This is a genomic window from Streptomyces sp. NPDC006743 (genome assembly GCF_040703815.1).
In the GTDB taxonomy this organism is placed as follows: Bacteria; Actinomycetota; Actinomycetes; order Streptomycetales; family Streptomycetaceae; genus Streptomyces.
The window spans coordinates 24,008-43,971 of record NZ_JBEYJA010000008.1 but is presented as its reverse complement, the minus strand read 5'-3'; the positions used below and the strand labels follow the sequence as shown (position 1 = coordinate 43,971).

Sequence of the window (19,964 nt, the reverse complement as noted above, 5' to 3'; positions counted from 1 at the left end):
GCCCCGTCGCAGGAGGCCTCCGCCGATGTCGCGCGGTCCGCGCTGCCCGGGCCGGCCCGGGCGGCCGGTCACTCCCCCTGCGGCGCGGCGGGTGCGGCGGCCGCCGGGTCGGTGGGCGCGAGCGGGCGGCGCGTACCGCCGGCCGCGCCGGACGCCTCCGCCGCCCTGCCGGAACCGGCAGTGGGCGCCGGGCGGTTCCGCCGTGCGCCGAGGAACCGGTAGAGCACGGCCGGGACGGCCAGGCCGACGATCCAGGAGATGTCCGCGCCGCCCAGCGGGCCGACGAGGGGACCGGTGTAGAAGCTCGTGGACAGGAACGGGAACTGGGCGGCCAGTCCGATGCCGTAGACGAGCAGGGCCTCCCAGCGCCAGCCGCCGTAGCGGCCGTGCGGGTCGGACAGGGCGGGCAGGTCGTAGCGTTCCTTGGAGATGAGGTAGTAGTCCACCAGGTTGATCGCCGACCAGGGGGTGAAGAACGTCAGCAGGAAGAGCAGGAAGTCGGCGAAGGAGTCCAGGAAGGAGTTCCGTCCGGCGAGCGCGACGGCCGTGCCCGCGACCATGATGGCCGCGATGTAGGCCGTACGTCCGCGCTGCGACAGCACCCGCCGGCCGCGGAATCCGCTCACGCTGGTCACGATCGACATGAAGCCGCCGTAGGTGTTGAGCACGTTGACGGTGAGCTTGCCCAGCGCGATGACGAAGTACAGGAAGGACGCGATCAGGCCCGCTCCGCCCAGGCTCACGACGTAGCCGACCTGGTCGTCGAGGAAGGCCGTGCCCGCGGTCGCGGCCACCAGGACGCCGAAGGCCATCGACCACTGGGCGCCGAGCACGGTCCCGGCGAGCGTCCAGCCGAAGGTCGCCCGGGGCGAGGTCGTCCGCGGCAGATAGCGCGAGTAGTCCGCCACGTAGGGGCCGAAGGCCAGCTGCCAGGACGCCGACAGGGACATGGCGAGCAGGAACATCGGCAGGGTGAAGTGGTGCTGGTGCGCGACGTGCCCGAGGTCGATCCTGCTCAGGAGTCTGCCGCCCAGGTACAGGAAGCTCAGCGCGCACACGACACTGGCCACCCGGCCCAGCGCATGGATGACACGGTAGCCGACGATCGCCATGACAGCGGTGACCAGCGCGAAGAGGATGATGCCGGGGACCGGGCCGAGACGGGTCAGCTTGCCGACGGCCTGACCGGCGAGGACCGACCCGCTGGCGAAGAAGCCGACGTACATCACGACGACCAGGGCCAGCGGGACGACCGCGCCGCGCACCCCGAACTGCGCCCGGGAGGAGATCATCTGCGGCAGCCCGAGCCGGGGCCCCTGGGCCGAGTGCAGGGCCATCACCCCGCCGCCGAGCAGGTTGCCCGCCAGCAGGCCGGCCAGCGACCAGACGACGTCGCCGCCGAGGACCACGGCGAGGCCGCCGGTGACCACCGTGGTGATCTGGAGGTTGGCCCCCAGCCAGAGGGTGAACTGCGAGAACGCCGTACCGTGGCGCTCCTCGTCCGGGACGACGTCGATGGATCGCCGTTCCACAATTGCCTGGGCCATGTACTGCTCCGTCCTGGTGGGCGCTGGACGATGTCGCTTGACCGGGCGAGCGCTCGGACCGACTGCATATGGCTATGCAGACTATGGGCTGCTGAATGGATTGCCAATAGTCCGCAGGCAGATCGTCCGCCGGCCGGGAGGTCCGGCTACTCGTCACTCCGGGCGGCGCCCCGGCCTGTGACCCCTTCCGCGCGGGCGTCCGCGGCGGCAGCCTCGGCGGCGGGCGGGAGGGCGGCCCGGGGCGGGGAGGCGGAGGCGGTGATCCGGGCGACCGCGTCCGCGGTCAGCGCCCGCTCGTGCGGTGCGGTGTCCAGCGCCCGGTGGAGGGACAGGCCCTCGATGAGCGCGTCACGCTGACGGACCGTCACGGGATCGAAGTGCCGCTCCAGGCCCGGCGGCTCGCCCGCATCCAGCCATGCGTCAGCTCCCGGAACGCGGGCTGCCGGGCGGCCAGGGTGTACAGCTCGCAGGTGAGCACCAGGTCCCGTTCGTCACCGTCCGAGATCCGGTGCACCAGCTCGGTGACCGCCGCCCCGGCCCCGTCGGGGGTGGTGGCCGCGCCGAGGTGCTCCTCGAAGAGGGCGACGGCCCCGGCGGTGAAGCGGGCGTACGCCTCGCGCAGCAGTTCGTCCTGACAGGTGGTGGTCACACCGGCCGGCCGGGGGTCAGTCGCCCCCGCAGGACGCGCGCACCTTCAGCTCGGGAAGCAGTTCCACCCGGTGGACCGGGAGGGACGCGCCGTGGCGCAGCCTGCGCAGCAGGAGGTCGACGGCCGTGGCGCCGACGGCCCTCTTGGGCGGAGCCACGGCGGTCAGCGGCGGCGCGCCGAGGGCCGCGAAGACGTCGTCGTAGCTGATCAGCGCCAGGTCCTCGGGGACGGACAGGCCCCGTGCCCGCAGCAGCGCCGGGAGCTGGATGGCGTCCTGGTCGTTGTGCACGAGCGCGGCCCGCACCCCCTGCTCCGCCCCCTCGGCGAGCTTCCGGCTCACCAGCTCCGGAGCGGTGGCGGGGTCGTCGATGTCGATCACCGGCTGCGGTGTCAGCTCCAGCGACCGGCAGGCCTCGGCGTAGCCGCTGCGCACCTTCATCGCGGTCCAGGTGTCGCGGCGGGCGGCGAGGACGACCGACTCGTGACCCAGCGCGGACAGGTGGCGCAGGGCGAGCAGCACTCCGTGGTGGTGGTCGGAGCTGACCGAGTCGAGTTCCGCGGCGGGCGTCCCGGCGACGGCCCGGCGTTCCACCAGCACGGTGGGCACGGGCAGTTCGTGGAGCCAGCGCCAGTCCTGGGGGTTGTCCGTGGACGTCCAGTTGGGCGTGAGCATGAGCCCTTCGGCGCCCGACCTGAGCAGTTGCTCGGCCTGCGCACGGTCCGCGCCGGGGTCGTAGGAGTCGTAGGAGGAGATGCCGAGCACGAGGTGGGCCCCGGCGTCGGCGGCGGCGGCACGCGCCCCGGCGATCACTTCGTCGAAGTACTGACTGACCGTGTGGCTCACCGCGGGCACGACCAGGCCCAGGGTGCGGCCGTCGGCCGGCACGCCGAAGCGCCCCTCGGGCACCGACACCGAGCCGTGCGCACGGCGCAGCAGGCCGCCGTCGGCGAGGGCGGCGACATCGCGGCGCACGGTGACCGCCGGCAGGTCCAGACGGGCCGCGAGGTCCGTCACCCGGACCGTGCCGAGCTTGCGCACGATCTCCAGGATCCGCGTCCGGCGCTCGTCCGCCGCGATCGACATGGCGGTCCCTTTCTCATCGGTCCTACGTCCCTCGGAGAATATCATTCGATCTCAGAATGATCTACTGCTCAAGCGTCCGGGGGGATCATTCATTAGATCGATTTCTGATCGAAATCCGATCACCTGGTTCGTTTGTATTGACGCGGTCATGTCGTCCTCCTAGCTTCTGGGCCCCCGACCACGCAGGAGGAGCCTCTCCATGAGCATCAGATCCCTGGGCACGGGCCTCGTCGCGGCCACCCTGACCGCCGCGAGCGCCCTCATCGCCGCCCCCGCCACCGCGTCCCCCGTCGGCCCGGCGCCCGCCCCGGCCTCCGCCGTCCTCCCCGCCGCCACCGGCACGGTCGTGCACCTGGACTGCTCGCGGACCGCCGACGGCACCGGCACGCAGGACGCTCCGTACAACTCCCTGGCCTCCGTCAACGCCCTGATCTTCGGGCCCGGGGACACCCTGGCCGTCGCCTCGGGCACGACGTGCCACGGCACGCTCGCGCCGCGGGGCAGCGGCACCGCGCAGGCACCCGTCACCATCGCCCCCTACGGCACCGGCCCCGCCCCGGTCATCGACGCGGACGGGGCGGAGAACGCCCTCCACCTGACCGACCAGGACCACTGGAGCATCAAAGCACTCGAACTGACCGATCCGGCCGGCGATCTCGCGCAGCGGCAGGGGCTGCTCATCGAGTCCACGGACGGCCGCACACACTCCGGGTTCGACGTGGACGGACTGATCGTCGACGAGGTGGCGGGCGAGACGGACAAGGCCTCCCACGCGACGGCGTTCTCGCTGTCCGCGTGCATCCGCACGGGCGTGTCCGGCACCGGGTCGCTGCTCAGCGACGTCCACGTCCACGACACCCGGGTCGGCAACTGCGGCGGCGGAGGCATCAAGGTCCGCGTCGGCTCGGTCAACACCCGCCTCGGCCGCAACGTCCTCGTCGACCACAACACGGTCAGCGAGGTCGGCGGCGACGGCATCATCGTCTCCTACGCCGAGTCACCGCTGATCGAGTACAACACGGCGGCCCGTCTCGGCACCGGCGCCTACCCGTGGACCGGCGGCAACTTCGCCGGGATCTGGGTGCTCGGCGACCACGACGCGACGATCCAGAAGAACGCCGTGTACGGCAGCGTCATGTCGGCCTACGACAGCGAGGCGTTCGACTGCGACTGGGGCAACACGGGCCGCTGCACGGTGCAGTACAACTTCAGCCGCGACAACGCCGGCGGGCTCTTCCTGGACTGCGACGGCTGCGGCACCGTGGGCGGGGCGACCGAGGTGGTCCGCTACAACGTCTCCCAGAACGACTGCCGCATGGTGGGCGCCGGGGGCGGCCGTTCGGCGCTGCGCTTCTACAACAACGTCGTCTACTGCCCGGGCAGGAAGCTCGACGTCTCCGTGCCCGCCGACAGTCTGCTGGAGAACAACATCTGGGTGGGCGGCGCGGACTCCCGGCTGCCCACCGGGCCCGGCGTCTCCTGGCAGTGGAACGTCTTCCAGGGTGTGCCGCGGCCGACGGCCAACGGCATCGTGGGCGACCCTGGCTTCGTCGCCCCCGGAACCGGCGGCGACACCCTCGCCTCCGCCGACGGCTACCGTCTCAAGGCCACCTCACCCGCGCTGCGCAACGGCGGTGTCGTCGCGGACAACGGCGGCCTCGACTACTGGGGCACCCCGGTCTCGGCCACGGCCAAGCCCGACCGCGGCGCCTACGACGGTCCGGGACTGTGACCGCCGGACGCCGCTCCTGACCCTGGCCGCCCCCCTGCCGTCACCCCTGCCCTGCCCCGGGCGGGGCCGGGGTGACGGTCACCGCGTCGGCGTGGAACAGCACCTCGCGGTCGCCGCCGCCGGGCAGGCGGACGAGCAGCCGGTGCCCCTGCGGCACGGCCTCGGCCGTGATCCGCACGGCGGGCGGCGCGGCGGCGTCCGTGCCGGTCAGCCGCATCGCCGAGACGAACAGGCACTCCTCCCCGGTGACCGTGCCGGTCAGCACCGGCACCGCCGCCGACGGCCCGAAGGCGGTTCCGGCGGGCAGGCGCCGTGCCCGGGCGGTGTGGAAACCGTGCAGCACGACGGCCTCGGACAGCAGCGCGGTCCCTTGCCCGCGCTCGGCCCGGGCCCGCGCCCGCCCGCCGTCGGACGTGGTCCGCACCGCCTGCCCGGCCACGGCCCACCCGGTGTGCCGGACCCCGGTCCCGGTGGCGGCGCCGCGGACCAGGTGGGCGTGCACCTCCAGGTCGCCGGCCGCGAGGACGAGGGAGGTGACGGTCACGCCGGGCAGCGCGGCACCGCCGACGCGGGGCCGGTGGCCGGAGGCCGCCCAGCCGGGGCCGGCACCGAGCGGGCGGATCGGGCCCCGTTCGCTGGCCTCGTCGCCGGCCAGCAGCGCGAAGTGGTTGTCGGCGGTGCCCTCGAAGACGGGACCGGTGGCGGTGGAGTACGCCAGGCGGGCGTACAGCGGATCGTCGGGGAGCACTTCGCCGGCCGGCTGGTCGTCACTGCCGTGGTTGTGCACGCGTACGAGCCCGTCGGCGGCGGTGGACTGGACCAGCCAGCCCGGCGCGGGCAGCGGGAGGACGGTGTCGGCCCGCTCCGCCGGCGCGGGTTCCTCGGCCGCGGTCCACACCGGGTGGCCGGCCGGCAGCAGCAGGCCGAGGAAGCCCTTGCTCGCCCAGTACGGCGAGGCGGGCCCCGAGTAGGACTGCACCAGCGGCGGGCAGGGACCGTACCAGCCGAGCGTGAGGAGGCCGTCCTCGTCCGTGACGCCCCGGTCGAGGAAGTGGCGCAGGGCCCCGGAGGCGAGGCGCCGGGTGGTGCCGGGGGTCAGCGGGCTGTGGCCCGTCAGGGCGCCCGCCCACAGCGCGGCGGCCGAGGCGAACCGGTAGACGAGGGAGCGGCCCTGGTGCAGCGGGGCCCCGTCGGCGCCGAAGGTGTGCGCGTACCCGCGCAGGTGGGCCGCGAGCCGGGTGCCGTGGCGGTCGAGCAGGTCCGGGTCGCCCGACAGGTGGGCGTGCAGGACCGGGTAGAGGTGGAAGGCCCAGCCGTTGTAGTGGTCGACGGCGCGCGGGCGGCCGTCGGTGTACCAGCCGTCGCCCAGGTACCACCGTTCGATGCGGGCCAGGCCCTCTTCCACGGCGCGTTCCGCGGCTTGGGTGTGGTGGCCCGCCTCGGCGAGGAAACCGCCGACGGTGACCTGGAAGAGCCACCAGTTGTTGTCGACGGGGGTGTGGCGCAGGGCGCCGGCGAGCCAGTCGGCCGCGCGGGCGCGCTGCGGCCCGGGGAGGCGGTCCCACAGCCACGGGCGGGTCAGGCGCAGGGCGAGCGCGACCGAGGCCGCCTCCACCATGGCCTGCCCCCGGTCGGTGACCGCCGGCCAGCTCACCGGGTCGCGTCCGGTCAGTTCCCGGTCGGCCGTGGGCCGGCGGGTGCCCGCGGTGAGGCCTTCGGCGTACCGGTCGAGCAGTCCCAGCGGGTCCCCGCCGCCGGCCCCCGCGACACGGAACGCGGCCAGCAGGAACGTACGGGCGTAGCCCTCCAGCGCGTCCGAGCGCGGGCCGGACCGGCTCGGGCGCGGGCCGGGCAGCGCGATCAGGGCGTGCTCCGGGCCGGCGTGCCGCAGCGCCGCGCCGAGCAGCCGGTCCGCCGCCGCCTCCCAGTGGGCACGGGTCCACCCGGTGTACGGGCTGAGTACGCGGTCCTCGGGCGGGAAGGGCGGGTGCGGCATGGCGAGGGCTCCTGGCTCGGGGATGCCGAATCTAGGAGGCGTGCGATCGATCGTCAATGCGGACGATCGAATGATCGGTGTACGGGGCGATGATGCCCGGGAAAGCGAGGGATGATCCGATATGCGGCCGCGAAGCGGCTGATCGAGTCCGATCGTTCGATCGCTAGGTATTGACTTCGATCGGATGTGTTCTCAAGATGTGCCTACCCGGGCCCGACGGCCACGGAGTCCGGCAGGCCTCGTCGCCGCCGGTTCCCACCGGGTACCTTCCACCCGTCTCGTTCCCAGGAGCCGAGCCATGTCCGCTGCCCCTGCCCGCAGTCGCAGAGCCCTCCGCACCGCCGCCGCCTTCACCGCCGCCGCCCTGTCCGCCACCCTCCTCGCCGCCTGCGGCGGGGGTGACGACGGGCCGTCGGCCGGGGCGGGCAAGCCCGCCGACATCACCTTCTGGGGCTGGGCCAAGGGGACCAAGCAGGTGGTGGACGCCTTCAACGCCTCCCACAAGGACGTCCACGTCACCTACGAGGAGATCCCCTCCGGCGCGGCCGGCGGCTACGCCAAGCTGTCCAACGCGGTCAAGGCCGGCAACGCCCCCGACGTCTTCAACGTCGAGTACCCGCAGCTCCCCGACTTCGTCAGCCAGGGCGCGGTGCAGGACATCAGCCAGTACGTCGGCTCCGACCTGAAGGCCGAGTACCTGCCGCAGGCGGTGCAGCTGACCACGCTCGGCGGTGCCACGTACGCGCTCCCGCTGGACGCCGCGCCGCAGGTCTTCTACTACCGCAAGGACCTGTTCGCCAAGGCCGGCATCAAGGCGCCCACGACGTGGGACGAGTTCCGCTCGGCCGCCCAGAAGCTGAAGAAGGCCGAGCCGGGCAGCCGCATCGCCACCTTCTTCCCCGACGACCCGACCACCTTCGAGGCGATGGCGTGGCAGGCCGGCGCCCCCTGGTTCGGCACCTCGGGCGACACCTGGCAGGTGGGTCTCGACGGGGCGGACACCCAGAAGGTCGCCGCCTACTGGCAGAAGATGATCGACGACGACCTGGTCCGGGTGCAGCCCTCCTTCAGCCAGCAGTGGACGGCCTCGCTGCAGAAGGGGCAGACCGCCGGCTACCTCGGCGCCTCCTGGGGCGGCGGCGTGCTGAAGGGCACCCTCCCCCAGGACCAGTCCGGCAAGTGGGCCGTGGCCCCGCTGCCCTCCTGGAACGGCGCCCCGGCCAGCGGCATGCTCGGCGGCAGCACCTTCGCCGTCTCCAAGGACAGCAAGAAGGCGAAGGCGGCCGTGGAGTTCGCCACCTGGGCCACCACGACCGCGCAGGGCATCCAGGCCCGGATCTCCTCCGGCGACTCCTCGGCCTACCCGGCCGACCCCGAGCTGGTCCCGGTCGCCGCGAAGGCCTTCTCCACCCGCTTCTACGGCGGCCAGGACATCTACGCCGTCTACAAGAGCGCCGCGGGGTCCATCGGGCAGAAGTGGACCTGGGGGCCGGCGATGGGCGTCACCAACAACTCCCTCAAGGACGCGTTCGGCAAGCTCTCCTCCAGCTCCGGCACCATCGCCCAGGCGCTCGCCACCGCGCAGAAGGACACCGTCGCCGAGATGAGGACCCGCGGTCTGAAGGTCTCCGCCCGATGACGCCCACCGCTCCCACGGCCGCCCGCGCGGTTGCCGCCGCACCCTCCCGTACCGCTGCCGTTCGGCGGCGGCGCCACGGGGCACCCGCCGTACTGCTCGCCCCGTTCTTCGTGCTCTTCACCGCCGCCACCCTGGTGCCGGTCGGCTACGCGGTCTACCTGAGCCTGTACGCGGAGCACCGCTCCGGTCTCGGCTTCGGCGGCAGCGAGACCGTCTTCACCGGCCTCGGCAACTACACCCGGGCCCTGGGCGACAGCGCCTTCCGCGGCGGCTTCGCCAATCTGCTCCAGTACTGCCTGCTGTACATCCCGCTGATGATGGCGCTGGCCCTCGTCCTCGCCCTGCTGCTGGACTCCGCGCTGGTGCGGGCCCGCCGCTTCTTCCAGCTCGCGCTGTTCCTGCCGCACGCGGTGCCCGGCACCATCGCCGCACTGGTCTGGGTGTACCTGTACACCCCGGGCATCAGCCCGGTCATCGGCGTCCTGAACTCCTTCGGCGGCCGCAGCGACCTGCTGGGCCACCCCCTGCCGGCCGTCGTCAACATGGCGGTGTGGGAGTGGACCGGCTACAACATGGTGATCTTCTTCGCCGCGCTGCAGGCCATCCCGCGCGAGGTGCTGGAGGCCGCGGTGGTCGACGGTGCCGGTCCGCTGCGCACCGCGCTCAGCATCAAGATCCCCCTGATCCGCTCCTCGCTCACGGTGGTCGGCCTGTTCACCGTCATCGGCTCGCTTCAGCTGTTCACCGAGCCGATGATCCTGCACGGCACCACCCCCAGCGTCGTCTCCACCTGGTCCCCCAACATGTACGCCTACACCGCGGCCTTCGAGCGGCACGACTACGGCCTGGCCGCCGCGTCCTCCGTCCTGCTCGCCCTGGCCGCCGCCGCGCTCTCCTTCGTCGTCACCCGCGCCACCCGCGGCCGGGGCGGGCGGGCCCGGTCCCAGCACGCCACGGAGGCCGCCGTATGACCACCGCCACCGCACGGTCCGGTGCCGCCCGCGGGCGCGGCCGCCCCTGGTCCCTGTCCAGGACCGCCGTCAACGGCGCCCTGGTGCTCGCCACCGCGTACACCCTGCTGCCGCTCGGCTGGCTGCTGACCGCCGCCGCCAAGAACACCGGCGACCTGCTCGGCGGCCGTTCCCTGTCCCCCTCCACCTGGCACCTGGGCGCCAACCTGCACGCCCTGGCCACCGCCGGGGACGGCATCTATTTCCGCTGGTACCTCAACTCGCTGCTGTACGCCGGGATCGGCGCCGTGCTGTGCGCGCTGGTGTGCGTGTGCGCGGGATACGCCTTCCACGTCTACTCCTTCCCCGGCAAGGAGAAGCTCTTCGGCCTGGTGTTGCTCGGCGTGCTGGTGCCGACGACCGCGCTGGCACTGCCGATGTACCTGCTGGCTTCCGAGCTGGGCGTCGTCAACACCTTCTGGGCCGTCTTCGTCCCCAGTCTCGTCAACCCCTTCGGGGTCTACCTGGCCCGTGTCTTCTGCGCCGGATACGTGCCGGGCGAGGTGCTGGAGGCGGCCCGCATCGACGGCGCCGGGGAGCTGCGGACGTTCTGGTCGGTGGGCCTGCGCATGGTGATGCCCGGTTTCGTCACGGTCTTCCTGTTCCAGTTCACCGCCATCTGGAACAACTTCTTCCTGCCCCTGGTGATGCTCTCCGACAACCGGCTCTTCCCGGTCAGCCTCGGCCTGTACAGCTGGAACACGCAGTCCCACGCCTTCCCCGAGTACTACCCGCTGGTCGTCACCGGCTCCCTGCTCGGCATCGTCCCGCTGGTCATCGCCTTCGTCGCCCTGCAGCGCCACTGGAAGGCCGGCCTCACCGCAGGCAGTGTCAAGTGACGTCCGCCCCTGCCCCACACGTACCGGAGAACCGAGTGTCCAACCCCCCGACCGCACCCGCCGCACAGCCGGCCCCGGCCCCCTCGGGGCACCGGCGCCCGCGCGCCCTGCTGGCCATGCACACCGATCTCGCCGCCCGGCTGATCGACCCGGCCACCCTGGCCCGGCTCACCACGCTCGCCGACCTCGACCCCGGCCTCGTCGTCGACGACTTCACGGCCGAGCGGGCCGCCGCCGCGCTGGCCGGGACGGAGGTCATCGTCAGCAGCTGGGGCTGTCCGCCGCTGGACGAGGCCGTCCTGGACCGGGCGCCCGGGCTGCGCGCCGTCATCCACGCCGCCGGTTCGGTCAAGCACCACATCACCGAGGCCTGCTGGCGGCGCGGGATCCAGGTGACCTCGGCCGCCTGGGCCAACGCGCTGCCGGTCGCCGAGTACACCGTGGCCGCCGTACTGCTCGCCAACAAGCAGCTGCTGCGCATCCGGGAGGACTACCGCACCCGGCGCGCCGACCACGACTGGCAGGCGGCCTACGCCGGCGCCGGCAACTACCGGCGCACGGTCGGCGTCGTCGGCGCCTCCCGCATCGGCCGGCGGGTCCTGGAACTGCTCCGCCCCCACGACCTCGACCTGCTGCTGCACGATCCCTACGTCGGTGCCGCCGAGGCCGCAGCGCTCGGTGCCCGCGCGGTGGAACTGGACGAGCTGTGCGCGGCCAGCGACGTGGTCACGGTGCACGCCCCCGAACTGCCCGCCACCCGGCACCTCATCGACAGCCGCCGCCTCGCCCTGTTCCGCGACGACGCCACCTTGGTGAACACCTCCCGCGGCTCCCTCGTCGACCAGGACGCGCTCGTCGCCGAGCTGCGCACCGGCCGGCTCAACGCGGTCCTGGACGTCACCGTCCCTGAAGTCCTGCCCGCCGACTCGCCCTTGTACGACCTGCCCAACGTCGTCCTCACCCCGCACGTCGCCGGCTCCCTCGGCGGCGAACTGCACCGCATGGCGGCCGCGGCCGCCGACGAACTGGCCCGCTACACGGCCGGACTGCCCTTCGCGCACGCCGTCCGCCGCGAGGACGCGCCGCGCTCCGCCTGACAGCGTCCGGGCCGGGGGCGCGAGCGAAGGAAGCGGCCGAGCGGCCGGTCCGGGCCACCGGACCTCGCGGCGCGCGCTGCCCGTGCGGCTCGCCTGCCCGCGGGGCAGCGTCGGCGGCGCCCTGCGCACAGGCCGGCGATCAGCCCGCGCGGCCCGCCGACACAGCGTCACCAACCATCGCTCGAAGGCCTCTTGGGCGAGGCCGGGCCGGGGCGGCCCCGTACCGGCCCGGCCTCGCTGTCGCGACCGACCCCGATGCCCGTCTCCCCCCACGGCGCCCGCACCCACTCTTGACGAGTACACGCACAGGACGAAGAATGAGCGCCGCTTCTGACAACGTTGTCCGGTTGCTCGCGGAGAGGGGCTGACGCCCATGAGATGGATCCAGCGCATACGCGGGGCGGGAACGGCCGTGACGGCGGCGGCGCTCCTCGGCGCCGCCCTGGCCGCGCCGACGGCCCAGGCCGCCGGCGTCCGGAACACCCCGCTCACCGGTCTCGTCAATCCGTTCATCGGCACCGAGAACGAGGGAAACACCTATCCCGGCGCGGCGGTGCCGTTCGGGATGGTGCAGTTCTCCCCGGACACCGGGCACAACACCGGCTACGACCACTCCCAGAACCACATCCGGGGCTTCTCGCTCGTCCACCTCTCCGGAGTGGGGTGCGGCCTCGGCGGCGACCTGCCGGTGCTGCCCACCACCGGGGACGTCACCGAGACCGACTACGCCAAGTACCAGGCGGAGTTCAGCCACGACACCGAGAAGGCGAGCCCCGGCTACTACAAGGTCGGGCTGAAGAACGGCATCGGCGCCGAGCTGAGCGCGACCGCCCGCACGGGCGTGCAGCGCTACACCTTCCCGGCCACCGACAAGGCCAACGTCCTGCTGGACGCGGGCCAGTCGCTGCACCGGACGCTCTCCACCAGGGTCGAGGTGCTCGACAACCGGACCGTGCGCACCGCCATCACGGGCAGCGGCTTCTGCCAGGACACCGAGCCGTACACCGTGTACACGATCACCCGCTTCGACCGGCCCTTCACCGCGTACGGCACCTGGAACGGCTCCACCGTGACCGCCGGGTCCCGGACCGGGCAGGACGGCGCCTACGTCCGCTTCGACACGACCCACGACCGCACGGTGGAGGCGACCACCGCGCTGTCCTACGTCGACGCGCGTGGAGCCGCCCTCAACCTCCGTGCCGAGGGCGGGCGTTCCTTCGACAAGGTGCGCCAGGCCGCGCAGCGCGCGTGGGAGGACCGGCTGGACGACGTCCGGGTGCGGGGTGGCAGCGACACTCTGCGCCGCACCTTCTACTCGTCCCTGTACCGGTCGTTCCTCGCGCCCAACGTCGGCAGCGACGTCGACGGCCGCTACACCGGCTGGGACCAGCGCGTGCACCGCGCGCGAGGCTTCACCTACTACCAGAACTGGTCGCTGTGGGACACCTACCGCACCCAGTCGCAGCTGCTGTCGCTGCTCGCGCCGCGTGAGGCGCGCGACATGGCGATCTCCGTCATCCACATCGACGAGGAGAGCGGCTGGCTGCCCAAGTGGGGCTACGGCACGGTCGAGACGAACATCATGACCGGCGACCCGGTCACCCCGTTCCTGACCAACGCCTACCAGCAGGGCCTGCTCAAGGGCTACGAGGACCGCGCCTACCGGGCCCTGAAGAAGAACGCCGACGGCGTCCCGCCCGCCGACTCCCCGGCCGTGGGCCGCGAGGCCAACAAGGAGTACCTCGCCGAGGGCTTCGCGCCGTACATCAAGGGCCGCCCGCACGCCAAGCCCGGCGACTCGGACTACGACCACGGCCCGTCGGCGACGCTGGAGTACGCCCTGTCGGACGCCATGCTCGCCGAGATGGCCCGCGGTCTCGGCCACGACGCGGACGCGGCCCGCTATGCCGCGCGGGCGCAGAACTACCGGCGGATCTTCGACGCCTCGACGGGCTTCTTCCGCGCCCGTGACGCCTCCGGCGCCTTCACCGGACCGGCCGACCCGGCGCAGAGCGAAGGGTTCCACGAGGGCACGGCCTGGCAGTACCAGTGGCTGGTGCCGCAGGACCTGCCCGGCATGATCGGCCTGATCGGCGGCGAGCAGGCGGCCAACGACCGGCTGGACTCCTTCTTCGCCTACGACCAGTTGGTGAAGGACCCGGCGAAGACCGCCCGCGAGGTGTGGGTGAACGGTCCCTACGACTACTACAACGCGGACAAGTACAACCCGCAGAACGAGCCCGACCTCATCGCGCCCTACACGTACCTGTCGACCGGGCAGCCGTGGAAGACGACCGACGTGGTGCACGCCGCCCTGACCCTGTTCACGGACACCCCGACCGGGATGACCGGGAACGACGACCTGGGCACCATGTCCGCCTGGAACGTGCTCTCGTCGATCGGTGTCTTCCCGGTGCAGCCCGGCTACGACACCTGGGGCCTGTCCACCCCCGTCTTCGACCGGGTGGACCTGACCCTCGACCGGCGCTACTACCCGCACGGTTCGCTGACGATCACGGCACCCGGCACCTCGGACGCCCGGCACTACATCCAGTCGGCGCGTGTCGACGGCTCCGCGTACGGCCGCACGTACCTCACGACGGACGACCTGCGGCACATGCGGTCGCTGGCGTTCACCGTGGGCGGCACGCCCTCGGCGTGGGGCACGGACGCCCAGGCCGGTCCTCCCGCGCTGAACTGACCGCTCGCGCGGCCCCGTCACCGGCGGGGCCGCGCCCGCGTCACCCGGCGCACCGGCCCCGCGGCACACCGGCTCGCGGCACACCCGCCCCGGTGACGCACCGGTCCGTCCTCGGGGCCGGTGGAAAAGCGGGTGCCGCTTTTGGCCCGCTGTGACAGTGTGGCGGGCCGGCCGCCCCGCCGGAGGGCGGCCCGCCCACCCAGGAGTGTCCCGTGATCCCGCCCCGCCTCGTCCCCCTGCTGGCCCAGTTCGACTTCGCGCGCGAGCGTCTGAGCGCCCGGCTGGCGGGTCCCGTCATGGACAGCGGTGACGGGACCGGGACCGAGGTCTCGGCCATGACCGACGAGGAGTACTTCTGGGAACCGGTGCCCGCCTGCTGGTCGGTGCGCCGGCGGTCGCAGGGGCCCGGACCGCGGGCCACGCTGCTGGCCGGCGCCGGCGCGTGGGGGCGGGACGCCGCGCCGTACCCGCACCCGTGGCCGCCGCCGTTCACCACCATCGCCTGGCGGCTGAGCCACCTCGGCGAGATGCTGGCGCTGCGCGCCGATCACACGGCGGGTGCGCACGCGCTGAACCGGGACGTCCATCCGGTCCCCGGGAGCGCGACGGAGGCGATCGCCGCCTTCGACGCCGGTGCGGCCGCCTGGCGGCGGGCACTGCTGGGCGTGGACGACGACGCGCTCGACACCGTGGGGTACTGCACCTACCCGCACGGCAGTGATCCCGAGGAGCCGTTCATCGACATCGTGTGGTGGGTCAACCAGGAAGTGCTGCACCACGGGGCCGAGATCGCCCTGATCCGCGATCTCCACCGCGCCCGGGGGCACTGACCGGGCGGGCGGCCCGGGGCACGCCGCCCCGGGCCCGGCATCACTTGCTCACGGCGAAGCGCATCAGCGCGTGCTCGTCGCCCTGCTTGATCTTGCCCGTCGTGTTGATCACCTCGAGCTTCCACGAGCCGCCCACGCGCACCGCCTTGGCCACGGCGCAGCCGTTGTCCTGGCTGAGCAGGCTGGGCCAGATGTCGGCGACCTGCTGGGAGCTGCCGCCCGTCGCGTCGTACACCTTGAAGCTGATGTTGCGCGCCTTCTGGAAGGAGCTGCCCTTCTTGAAGGCGGCGGCCACGAAGACGATCGAGGTGATCTGCTGCGGGATCCGGGCGAACTCCACGGTCACCGTCTCGTCGTCGCCGTCGCCCCGGCCGGTCTGGTTGTCGCCGCTGTGCACCAGGGACCCGTTGCCCATGGGGTCGAGGGAGTCGAGACCCGCCAGCCGCACCGGGTCCCCGCCCTGCATCGCGATGGCGATCAGGTCCAGGTCCGTGCCCGTCTTGCGGCGGAGCATGCCCATCACGCCGCCGCTGGCGCCCGCCGTGGGGTCCCAGGACACTCCGATGGACAGATGCGTGACACCGTCCAGGTCCGCCGGGCCGTCTTCCTTCGTCAGCGTAATCATCGGTTGGTCATCCTCTGGTCAGGGGAGTGCGACACCCAAAGTGTGCCTGGGACGCCCGGTGCGTTCCACGCCGGGTCCGCCCTGCCCTCCTTCGTCCGGGAAAATCCTTCCCGGACGGTGCGCCGCCCGCCCGGCCGCCAGAAAAGCCGGTGCGCCGGGTCCGCGGCCCGTGTCACGCTCGGCCGGTGAACCGTGCTCAGATCTCGCTGCTCGCCCACGCCGGCCATCCGATCGCCGCCCCGCTCGACGACGACTCCGTACGCCTGCTGCTGGACCGCGCCCTGCCCCGTGAGGACGCGCGGGTGCTCGACCTGGGCTGCGGCGGGGCCGAGTGGCTGCTGCGCGCGCTCGGCGCGCACCCCCGGCTGCGCGCCGAGGGGGTGGACGTCTCCGGTGACGCCCTGGCCCGCGCCCGGGAGGCCGCACACGCCCTCGGGGTGCGGGACCGCCTGGTGCTCCACCACGAGGACGCGGCCGGCTTCACCGCCGCGCACCCCTTCGACGTGGTGCTCAGCGTGGGGGCCACGCACGCCTTCGGCGGACTGCGCGCCACCCTGGAGGCGGCGCGCCGCCATCTGGCGCCGGGCGGACGGCTCCTGATCGGGGACGGCTTCTGGGAGCGGGCGCCCTCCCCCGAGGCCGTGGAGATGCTCGGGGACCTCGGTGGGCTCCCGGCCGTCATGGACACCGTCACGGCCGACGGCTGGACACCCGTCGGCGGGCACATCAGCTCGCGCGGGGAACTGGACGCCTACGAGTGGGCGTGGACCGGTTCGCTGGCCGCGTGGGCGCTGGACCACCCCGCCGACCCCGACAGCGCCGAGGCCCTCGCGGTCGCGGACACCCACCGCGAGGAATGGCTGCGCGTCTACCGGGACTGCTTCGGCTTCGTGTGCCTGGTCCTGCGCCCGACATCGGGGTGAACCGGCGGCCGGTGCCTCAGCCGAGCCGCCGGCAGCGCAGGAAGAGCTGCACCTCGGGCGGTGCTCCCGGGCCGTCGGCGGGGTCGGGGGCGTCGGGCGCGTACGAGCGGGAGGACTCCTCCACGACCTCGAAGCCGGCCCGCTCCACCACCGCGCGCAGCTCGCGCCGTGGATGACCGGAGACGCGGATCGTGCTGCCGAGGAACGCGACGGGCAGATCGTCCGCGTCGGCCTCCACCATCGAGAGCGCGAACAGCCCCTGGGGCACGAGCAGTTCACGGACCGAGGACAGCACACCCGGGATCTCCGCCCGGGGCAGCATGAGCAGGGAGAAGAAGGCCGCGACCGCGTCGAACCGGCCCAGGTCGAGGGGGCCGTGGGGCCTCACGTCGGCGAGGTCGCCCTGATGGAACCGCGCCCCGGGCACCTGCGCACGGGCCAGCGCGACCATCCTGGCCGACAGGTCGACGCCCACGACGTCCAGGCCCGCCTGAGCCAGCCGCCGGGCGGTCGGCACACCCGTGCCGCACCCCAGGTCCAGGACCCGGGCCCCGGCGGGCAGGGACGCCACGAGCCAGTCCGTCGCCTCGATCTGGCCGTCCTTGTGAGGGAAGGCCGCGTCGTAGCGCTCGCCGATGGAGTCGAAGGCCTCGGCCTGACCCGTGCGGTCGCGCGGCCCGGTGCCCTGGCCGCTCGGGCCGGTGGGACTGCTCATGCGGTCTCTCCCCCTCGTGCCTCGTCGTGCGACGTGCGCTGCGCGTGCGTGCGCCGCCGCGGACGTGCACCGCCCTCGGTGCCGCCTCGCCGCGGACCGTGCGCCGCGCCCGCCCGCGCCGTCCGCGGGCCCGCACGGTGCGACAGTACCGCCGGGACCACGCGCGGGAGGGGTGGTGGCCGGAACACGCCCCGCGCGGACCGTGGCAGGGCCACGGTCCGCGCGGGTCGTGCAGTGGGCCGGCCGCCGGGGCGTCAGCGCGCGCTGACGGCCTTCTCCAGCGCCTTGGCCAGGCCGTTCGCCCACAGCTGGTTCACCCGGGAGCGTTCGGTGGAGTTCGGGTAGCGGTTGGTGCAGGACGGGCCGGGGCCGCCGCCCGACATCAACTCGCTGCACGGGCCGCTGTAGTGGTCCGGCAGCCCGAGCACGTGCCCGGTCTCGTGCGCGACGACACGGATCGAGTCGTACTGCTGGTTCTGCGAGTAGTCCAGGAAGATGTAGCCGCTGCCGTGGCCGTCGGTGGAGGCGTAGGACCCGTTCGACGGGTCGTTGCCCTCGTAGTAGGCGAAGTCGCCCTGGCCCGAGGTCGCCGCCAGCTTCACGTTCGAGACGGAGCTGTTCCAGATGGAGGCGGCGCTCGATATCTGCGAGCGGAAGCTCGGCGCCTGGGAGGCGTTGTAGTAGACGGTCACCGACTTCAGGTTCGGGTGGGCAGCCTGCTTCTCGGCGACCGACTTCAGCACGGCGTCGAAGAACGCCTGGTTGTCGGCGGCGTGCCCGGCGGAGCCCGTGTACCGGGCGACGGCGGTGGTGGCGGAGGCTGCCGACCCGGTGTCCGGGGCCGCACTCGCCGGCATCGCGGTGCCCAGCGCGGCGGACGCCAGACCGAGTCCGAGCGCGAGGGCCACGAGTCTCCTGGAGGACTTCGCGGACTTGGCTGTCGTGGAACGCGACATGATGGGGGGCTCCTACTCGTTCGATGTGGGGTGAACGATCGGTTGCGCACGAGTCTCGGGCAGGCCAACGCCCGCGGGATGATGGCAACTGGGGATAGCGCGGAGCTATCGGGGGCCGACTCGTACGGTTCCGTTGGGGTTTGAACATCTGGTGCGGTCCGGCCGCGCCCCCCTACGCTCCCCCTCATGGAGCTCGAGGTGAGGCACCTGCGCGTACTCTGCGCCATCGCCGACACCGGCAGTCTGCACCGGGCGGCGCGCGAACTCGGCATGGCGCAGCCTTCGTTGAGCACCCAGCTGCGCCGCATCGAGCACACGCTCGGCGGTCAGCTCTTCGTCCGCGCGCGCACCGGCTGCCGGCCCACACCGCTGGGACTCGCGGTCCTGAGCCGGGCCCGCCCCCTCGTCACCGAACTGAGCGCGCTGGTCACCGAGACCCGCGCGGCCGCCGCCCGCGCGGTCGCAGGTCCCCGCCTGCGCATCGGCGCCACCGCGAGCCGCGCCCTGCCCGGCTGGCTGCGGCGGCTGCGTGCCCGTACGCCCCGGACCGAACCGACGCTGCAGATGGACGTCTCCGCGAACGCCCTGCTGGGCATGGTCGCCTCGGGCCGGCTCGACACGGCGTTCGTGCACGAGGTCGAGGGCAGTCCGCTGCGCGTGCCGCCCGGTCTGCGCGTGCGGGTGCTGGTGGAGCGCGAGCCGCAGTTCGTCTGCCTGGCCGCCGACCATCCGGCGGCGGCGCGGCGCGAGGTGCCGCTGTGCGATCTCGCGGCGGACCGCTGGATGGTCGACTCGACGGTCGACGGCGAGTGGGACGCCGTGTGCCGGGTGCTGCGCGCGGCGGGGCTGCAGCCCGACGTGCTGCACGGGGACTACCTCACCGCCTACTCCCTGGCCGCCACCGGGGAGGTGGTGACGGTCAGCCAGCCGACGGCGCTGCCCCGGGCGGACCTCGCCATCCGGCCGCTCCAGGGTGACCCGATAGGGGTGCGGCTGCTGCTCGCGGCCCGCGCGGAGGAGGAACTGGAGGGCAGTTACGCCGAGTTGGAGGAGGCGTACTGGGAGGCGGCCTTCCAGGCACCGGCGTACCGCGAGTGGCTCAGAGCTGCGGACGAAAGGGGAGTCCGATCAGCTCGCGGCGTCCGGTGCTGGGGGCACACCTAGCTCCGGGCCGGCCCCCCGGCGGCCATGGCCTCGCGCATCGCCTGTACGGTGCCGGCCGGGTCGTAGTCCTCGGGGACGCCCGGGACCAGGATGATGTCGCCCTCGATGTGGCGGGAGCGCAGGGGCGCGATCTCCTGGTAGGCGGGCGAGTCCCACCAGGCCCTGGCCTCGCCGATCCCGGGGAACCCGATGACGACGACGTGACCGGGCCAGGCGCCCTCCTTCACCTCGTGCGGCGTGGCGTGCACCAGGAAGCGGCCGCCGTACGGCGCGAAGGTGGCGGTGATCCGCTCGATGTACTCGGCGATCTCCGGGTGCGGGGCGGCGTCGCGCAGGTGGGCGATGGCGTAGGCGGTCATGACGTCCTCCGGTCGGTCGGCCCTGCGGGCTGTGCGGTGTACGGCCACGATCGTCGCACCGGGGCGGAGCGGGGTCGATGACCCGTCAGGTAAGCGGC

General features: G+C 73.1%; 16 protein-coding genes and 1 pseudogene. 9 read left to right on the top strand and 8 right to left on the bottom strand.

Going from position 1 to position 19,964, the window contains the following annotated elements; genetic code table 11:
- Positions 1 to 68: 68 nt before the first annotated feature.
- From ABZ719_RS09495 to ABZ719_RS09485, 3 genes and pseudogenes are all read right to left on the bottom strand, one after another.
- Complete coding sequence (locus ABZ719_RS09495) at positions 69 to 1,547, bottom strand: cytosine permease (RefSeq protein WP_366724629.1); 1,479 nt, start codon at positions 1,545 to 1,547, stop codon at positions 69 to 71.
- A 146-nt stretch (positions 1,548 to 1,693) separates the two neighbouring features.
- Positions 1,694 to 2,191: pseudogene (locus tag ABZ719_RS09490) on the bottom strand (hypothetical protein); the annotation flags it as partial.
- 21 nt (positions 2,192 to 2,212) lie between these two features.
- Positions 2,213 to 3,280, bottom strand: a complete 1,068-nt coding sequence (locus ABZ719_RS09485) for a substrate-binding domain-containing protein (RefSeq protein WP_366724628.1) — start codon at positions 3,278 to 3,280, stop codon at positions 2,213 to 2,215.
- Positions 3,281 to 3,479: 199 nt separating this feature from the next.
- Between ABZ719_RS09485 and ABZ719_RS09480 the strand changes: the two genes are divergently transcribed.
- Complete coding sequence (locus tag ABZ719_RS09480) at positions 3,480 to 5,012, top strand: right-handed parallel beta-helix repeat-containing protein (protein WP_366724627.1); 1,533 nt, start codon at positions 3,480 to 3,482, stop codon at positions 5,010 to 5,012.
- Between the two features lie 40 nt (positions 5,013 to 5,052).
- Here ABZ719_RS09480 and ABZ719_RS09475 read toward each other — a convergent pair whose 3' ends face one another.
- Positions 5,053 to 7,008: a DUF2264 domain-containing protein gene (locus tag ABZ719_RS09475; protein ID WP_366724626.1), complete on the bottom strand. Its 1,956-nt coding sequence runs from the start codon at positions 7,006 to 7,008 to the stop codon at positions 5,053 to 5,055.
- Between the two features lie 298 nt (positions 7,009 to 7,306).
- Here ABZ719_RS09475 and ABZ719_RS09470 point away from each other — a divergent pair, with 298 nt between their 5' ends.
- The 6 genes from ABZ719_RS09470 to ABZ719_RS09445 all read left to right on the top strand — a co-directional run bounded on the left by ABZ719_RS09470 (position 7,307) and on the right by ABZ719_RS09445 (position 15,124).
- Positions 7,307 to 8,647, top strand: coding sequence for a sugar ABC transporter substrate-binding protein (locus tag ABZ719_RS09470; RefSeq protein WP_366724625.1), 1,341 nt, complete (start codon positions 7,307 to 7,309; stop codon positions 8,645 to 8,647).
- Positions 8,644 to 9,618 (top strand): sugar ABC transporter permease, encoded by a 975-nt coding sequence (locus tag ABZ719_RS09465; RefSeq protein WP_366724624.1) that lies wholly within the window; start codon positions 8,644 to 8,646, stop codon positions 9,616 to 9,618. Before ABZ719_RS09470 ends, ABZ719_RS09465 begins: the two co-directional genes overlap by 4 nt.
- Positions 9,615 to 10,496: a carbohydrate ABC transporter permease gene (locus tag ABZ719_RS09460; protein ID WP_366724623.1), complete on the top strand. Its 882-nt coding sequence runs from the start codon at positions 9,615 to 9,617 to the stop codon at positions 10,494 to 10,496. Before ABZ719_RS09465 ends, ABZ719_RS09460 begins: the two co-directional genes overlap by 4 nt.
- A 116-nt stretch (positions 10,497 to 10,612) precedes the next feature.
- Positions 10,613 to 11,593, top strand: a complete 981-nt coding sequence (locus tag ABZ719_RS09455) for a hydroxyacid dehydrogenase (RefSeq protein ID WP_366724777.1) — start codon at positions 10,613 to 10,615, stop codon at positions 11,591 to 11,593.
- Between the two features lie 373 nt (positions 11,594 to 11,966).
- Entirely contained in the window at positions 11,967 to 14,294 is a 2,328-nt protein-coding gene (locus tag ABZ719_RS09450) for a GH92 family glycosyl hydrolase (RefSeq protein ID WP_366724622.1), read from the top strand.
- 212 nt (positions 14,295 to 14,506) lie between these two features.
- Positions 14,507 to 15,124, top strand: a complete 618-nt coding sequence (locus ABZ719_RS09445) for a DinB family protein (protein WP_366724621.1) — start codon at positions 14,507 to 14,509, stop codon at positions 15,122 to 15,124.
- A gap of 40 nt (positions 15,125 to 15,164) precedes the next feature.
- Here ABZ719_RS09445 and ABZ719_RS09440 read toward each other — a convergent pair whose 3' ends face one another.
- The gene (locus ABZ719_RS09440) at positions 15,165 to 15,749 is read right to left on the bottom strand and encodes a TerD family protein (RefSeq protein ID WP_366724620.1); all 585 of its coding nucleotides are present in this window, start codon (positions 15,747 to 15,749) and stop codon (positions 15,165 to 15,167) included.
- Between the two features lie 185 nt (positions 15,750 to 15,934).
- On the opposite strand from ABZ719_RS09440, the gene ABZ719_RS09435 reads away from it, so the two are divergent.
- Complete coding sequence (locus tag ABZ719_RS09435; RefSeq protein ID WP_366724619.1) at positions 15,935 to 16,672, top strand: class I SAM-dependent methyltransferase; 738 nt, start codon at positions 15,935 to 15,937, stop codon at positions 16,670 to 16,672.
- 16 nt (positions 16,673 to 16,688) lie between these two features.
- On the opposite strand, the gene ABZ719_RS09430 is transcribed toward ABZ719_RS09435, so the two are convergent.
- Positions 16,689 to 17,387 (bottom strand): class I SAM-dependent methyltransferase, encoded by a 699-nt coding sequence (locus ABZ719_RS09430; protein ID WP_366724618.1) that lies wholly within the window; start codon positions 17,385 to 17,387, stop codon positions 16,689 to 16,691.
- Between the two features lie 254 nt (positions 17,388 to 17,641).
- Positions 17,642 to 18,343, bottom strand: coding sequence for a snapalysin (gene snpA / locus ABZ719_RS09425; RefSeq protein WP_366724617.1), 702 nt, complete (start codon positions 18,341 to 18,343; stop codon positions 17,642 to 17,644).
- 186 nt (positions 18,344 to 18,529) lie between these two features.
- Here snpA and ABZ719_RS09420 point away from each other — a divergent pair, with 186 nt between their 5' ends.
- Entirely contained in the window at positions 18,530 to 19,507 is a 978-nt protein-coding gene (locus ABZ719_RS09420) for a LysR family transcriptional regulator (protein ID WP_366724616.1), read from the top strand.
- Here ABZ719_RS09420 and ABZ719_RS09415 read toward each other — a convergent pair.
- Positions 19,504 to 19,866, bottom strand: a complete 363-nt coding sequence (locus tag ABZ719_RS09415) for a DUF1330 domain-containing protein (RefSeq protein ID WP_366724615.1) — start codon at positions 19,864 to 19,866, stop codon at positions 19,504 to 19,506. The two genes, ABZ719_RS09420 and ABZ719_RS09415, sit on opposite strands and share 4 nt — an antisense overlap.
- Positions 19,867 to 19,964 lie beyond the last annotated feature (98 nt).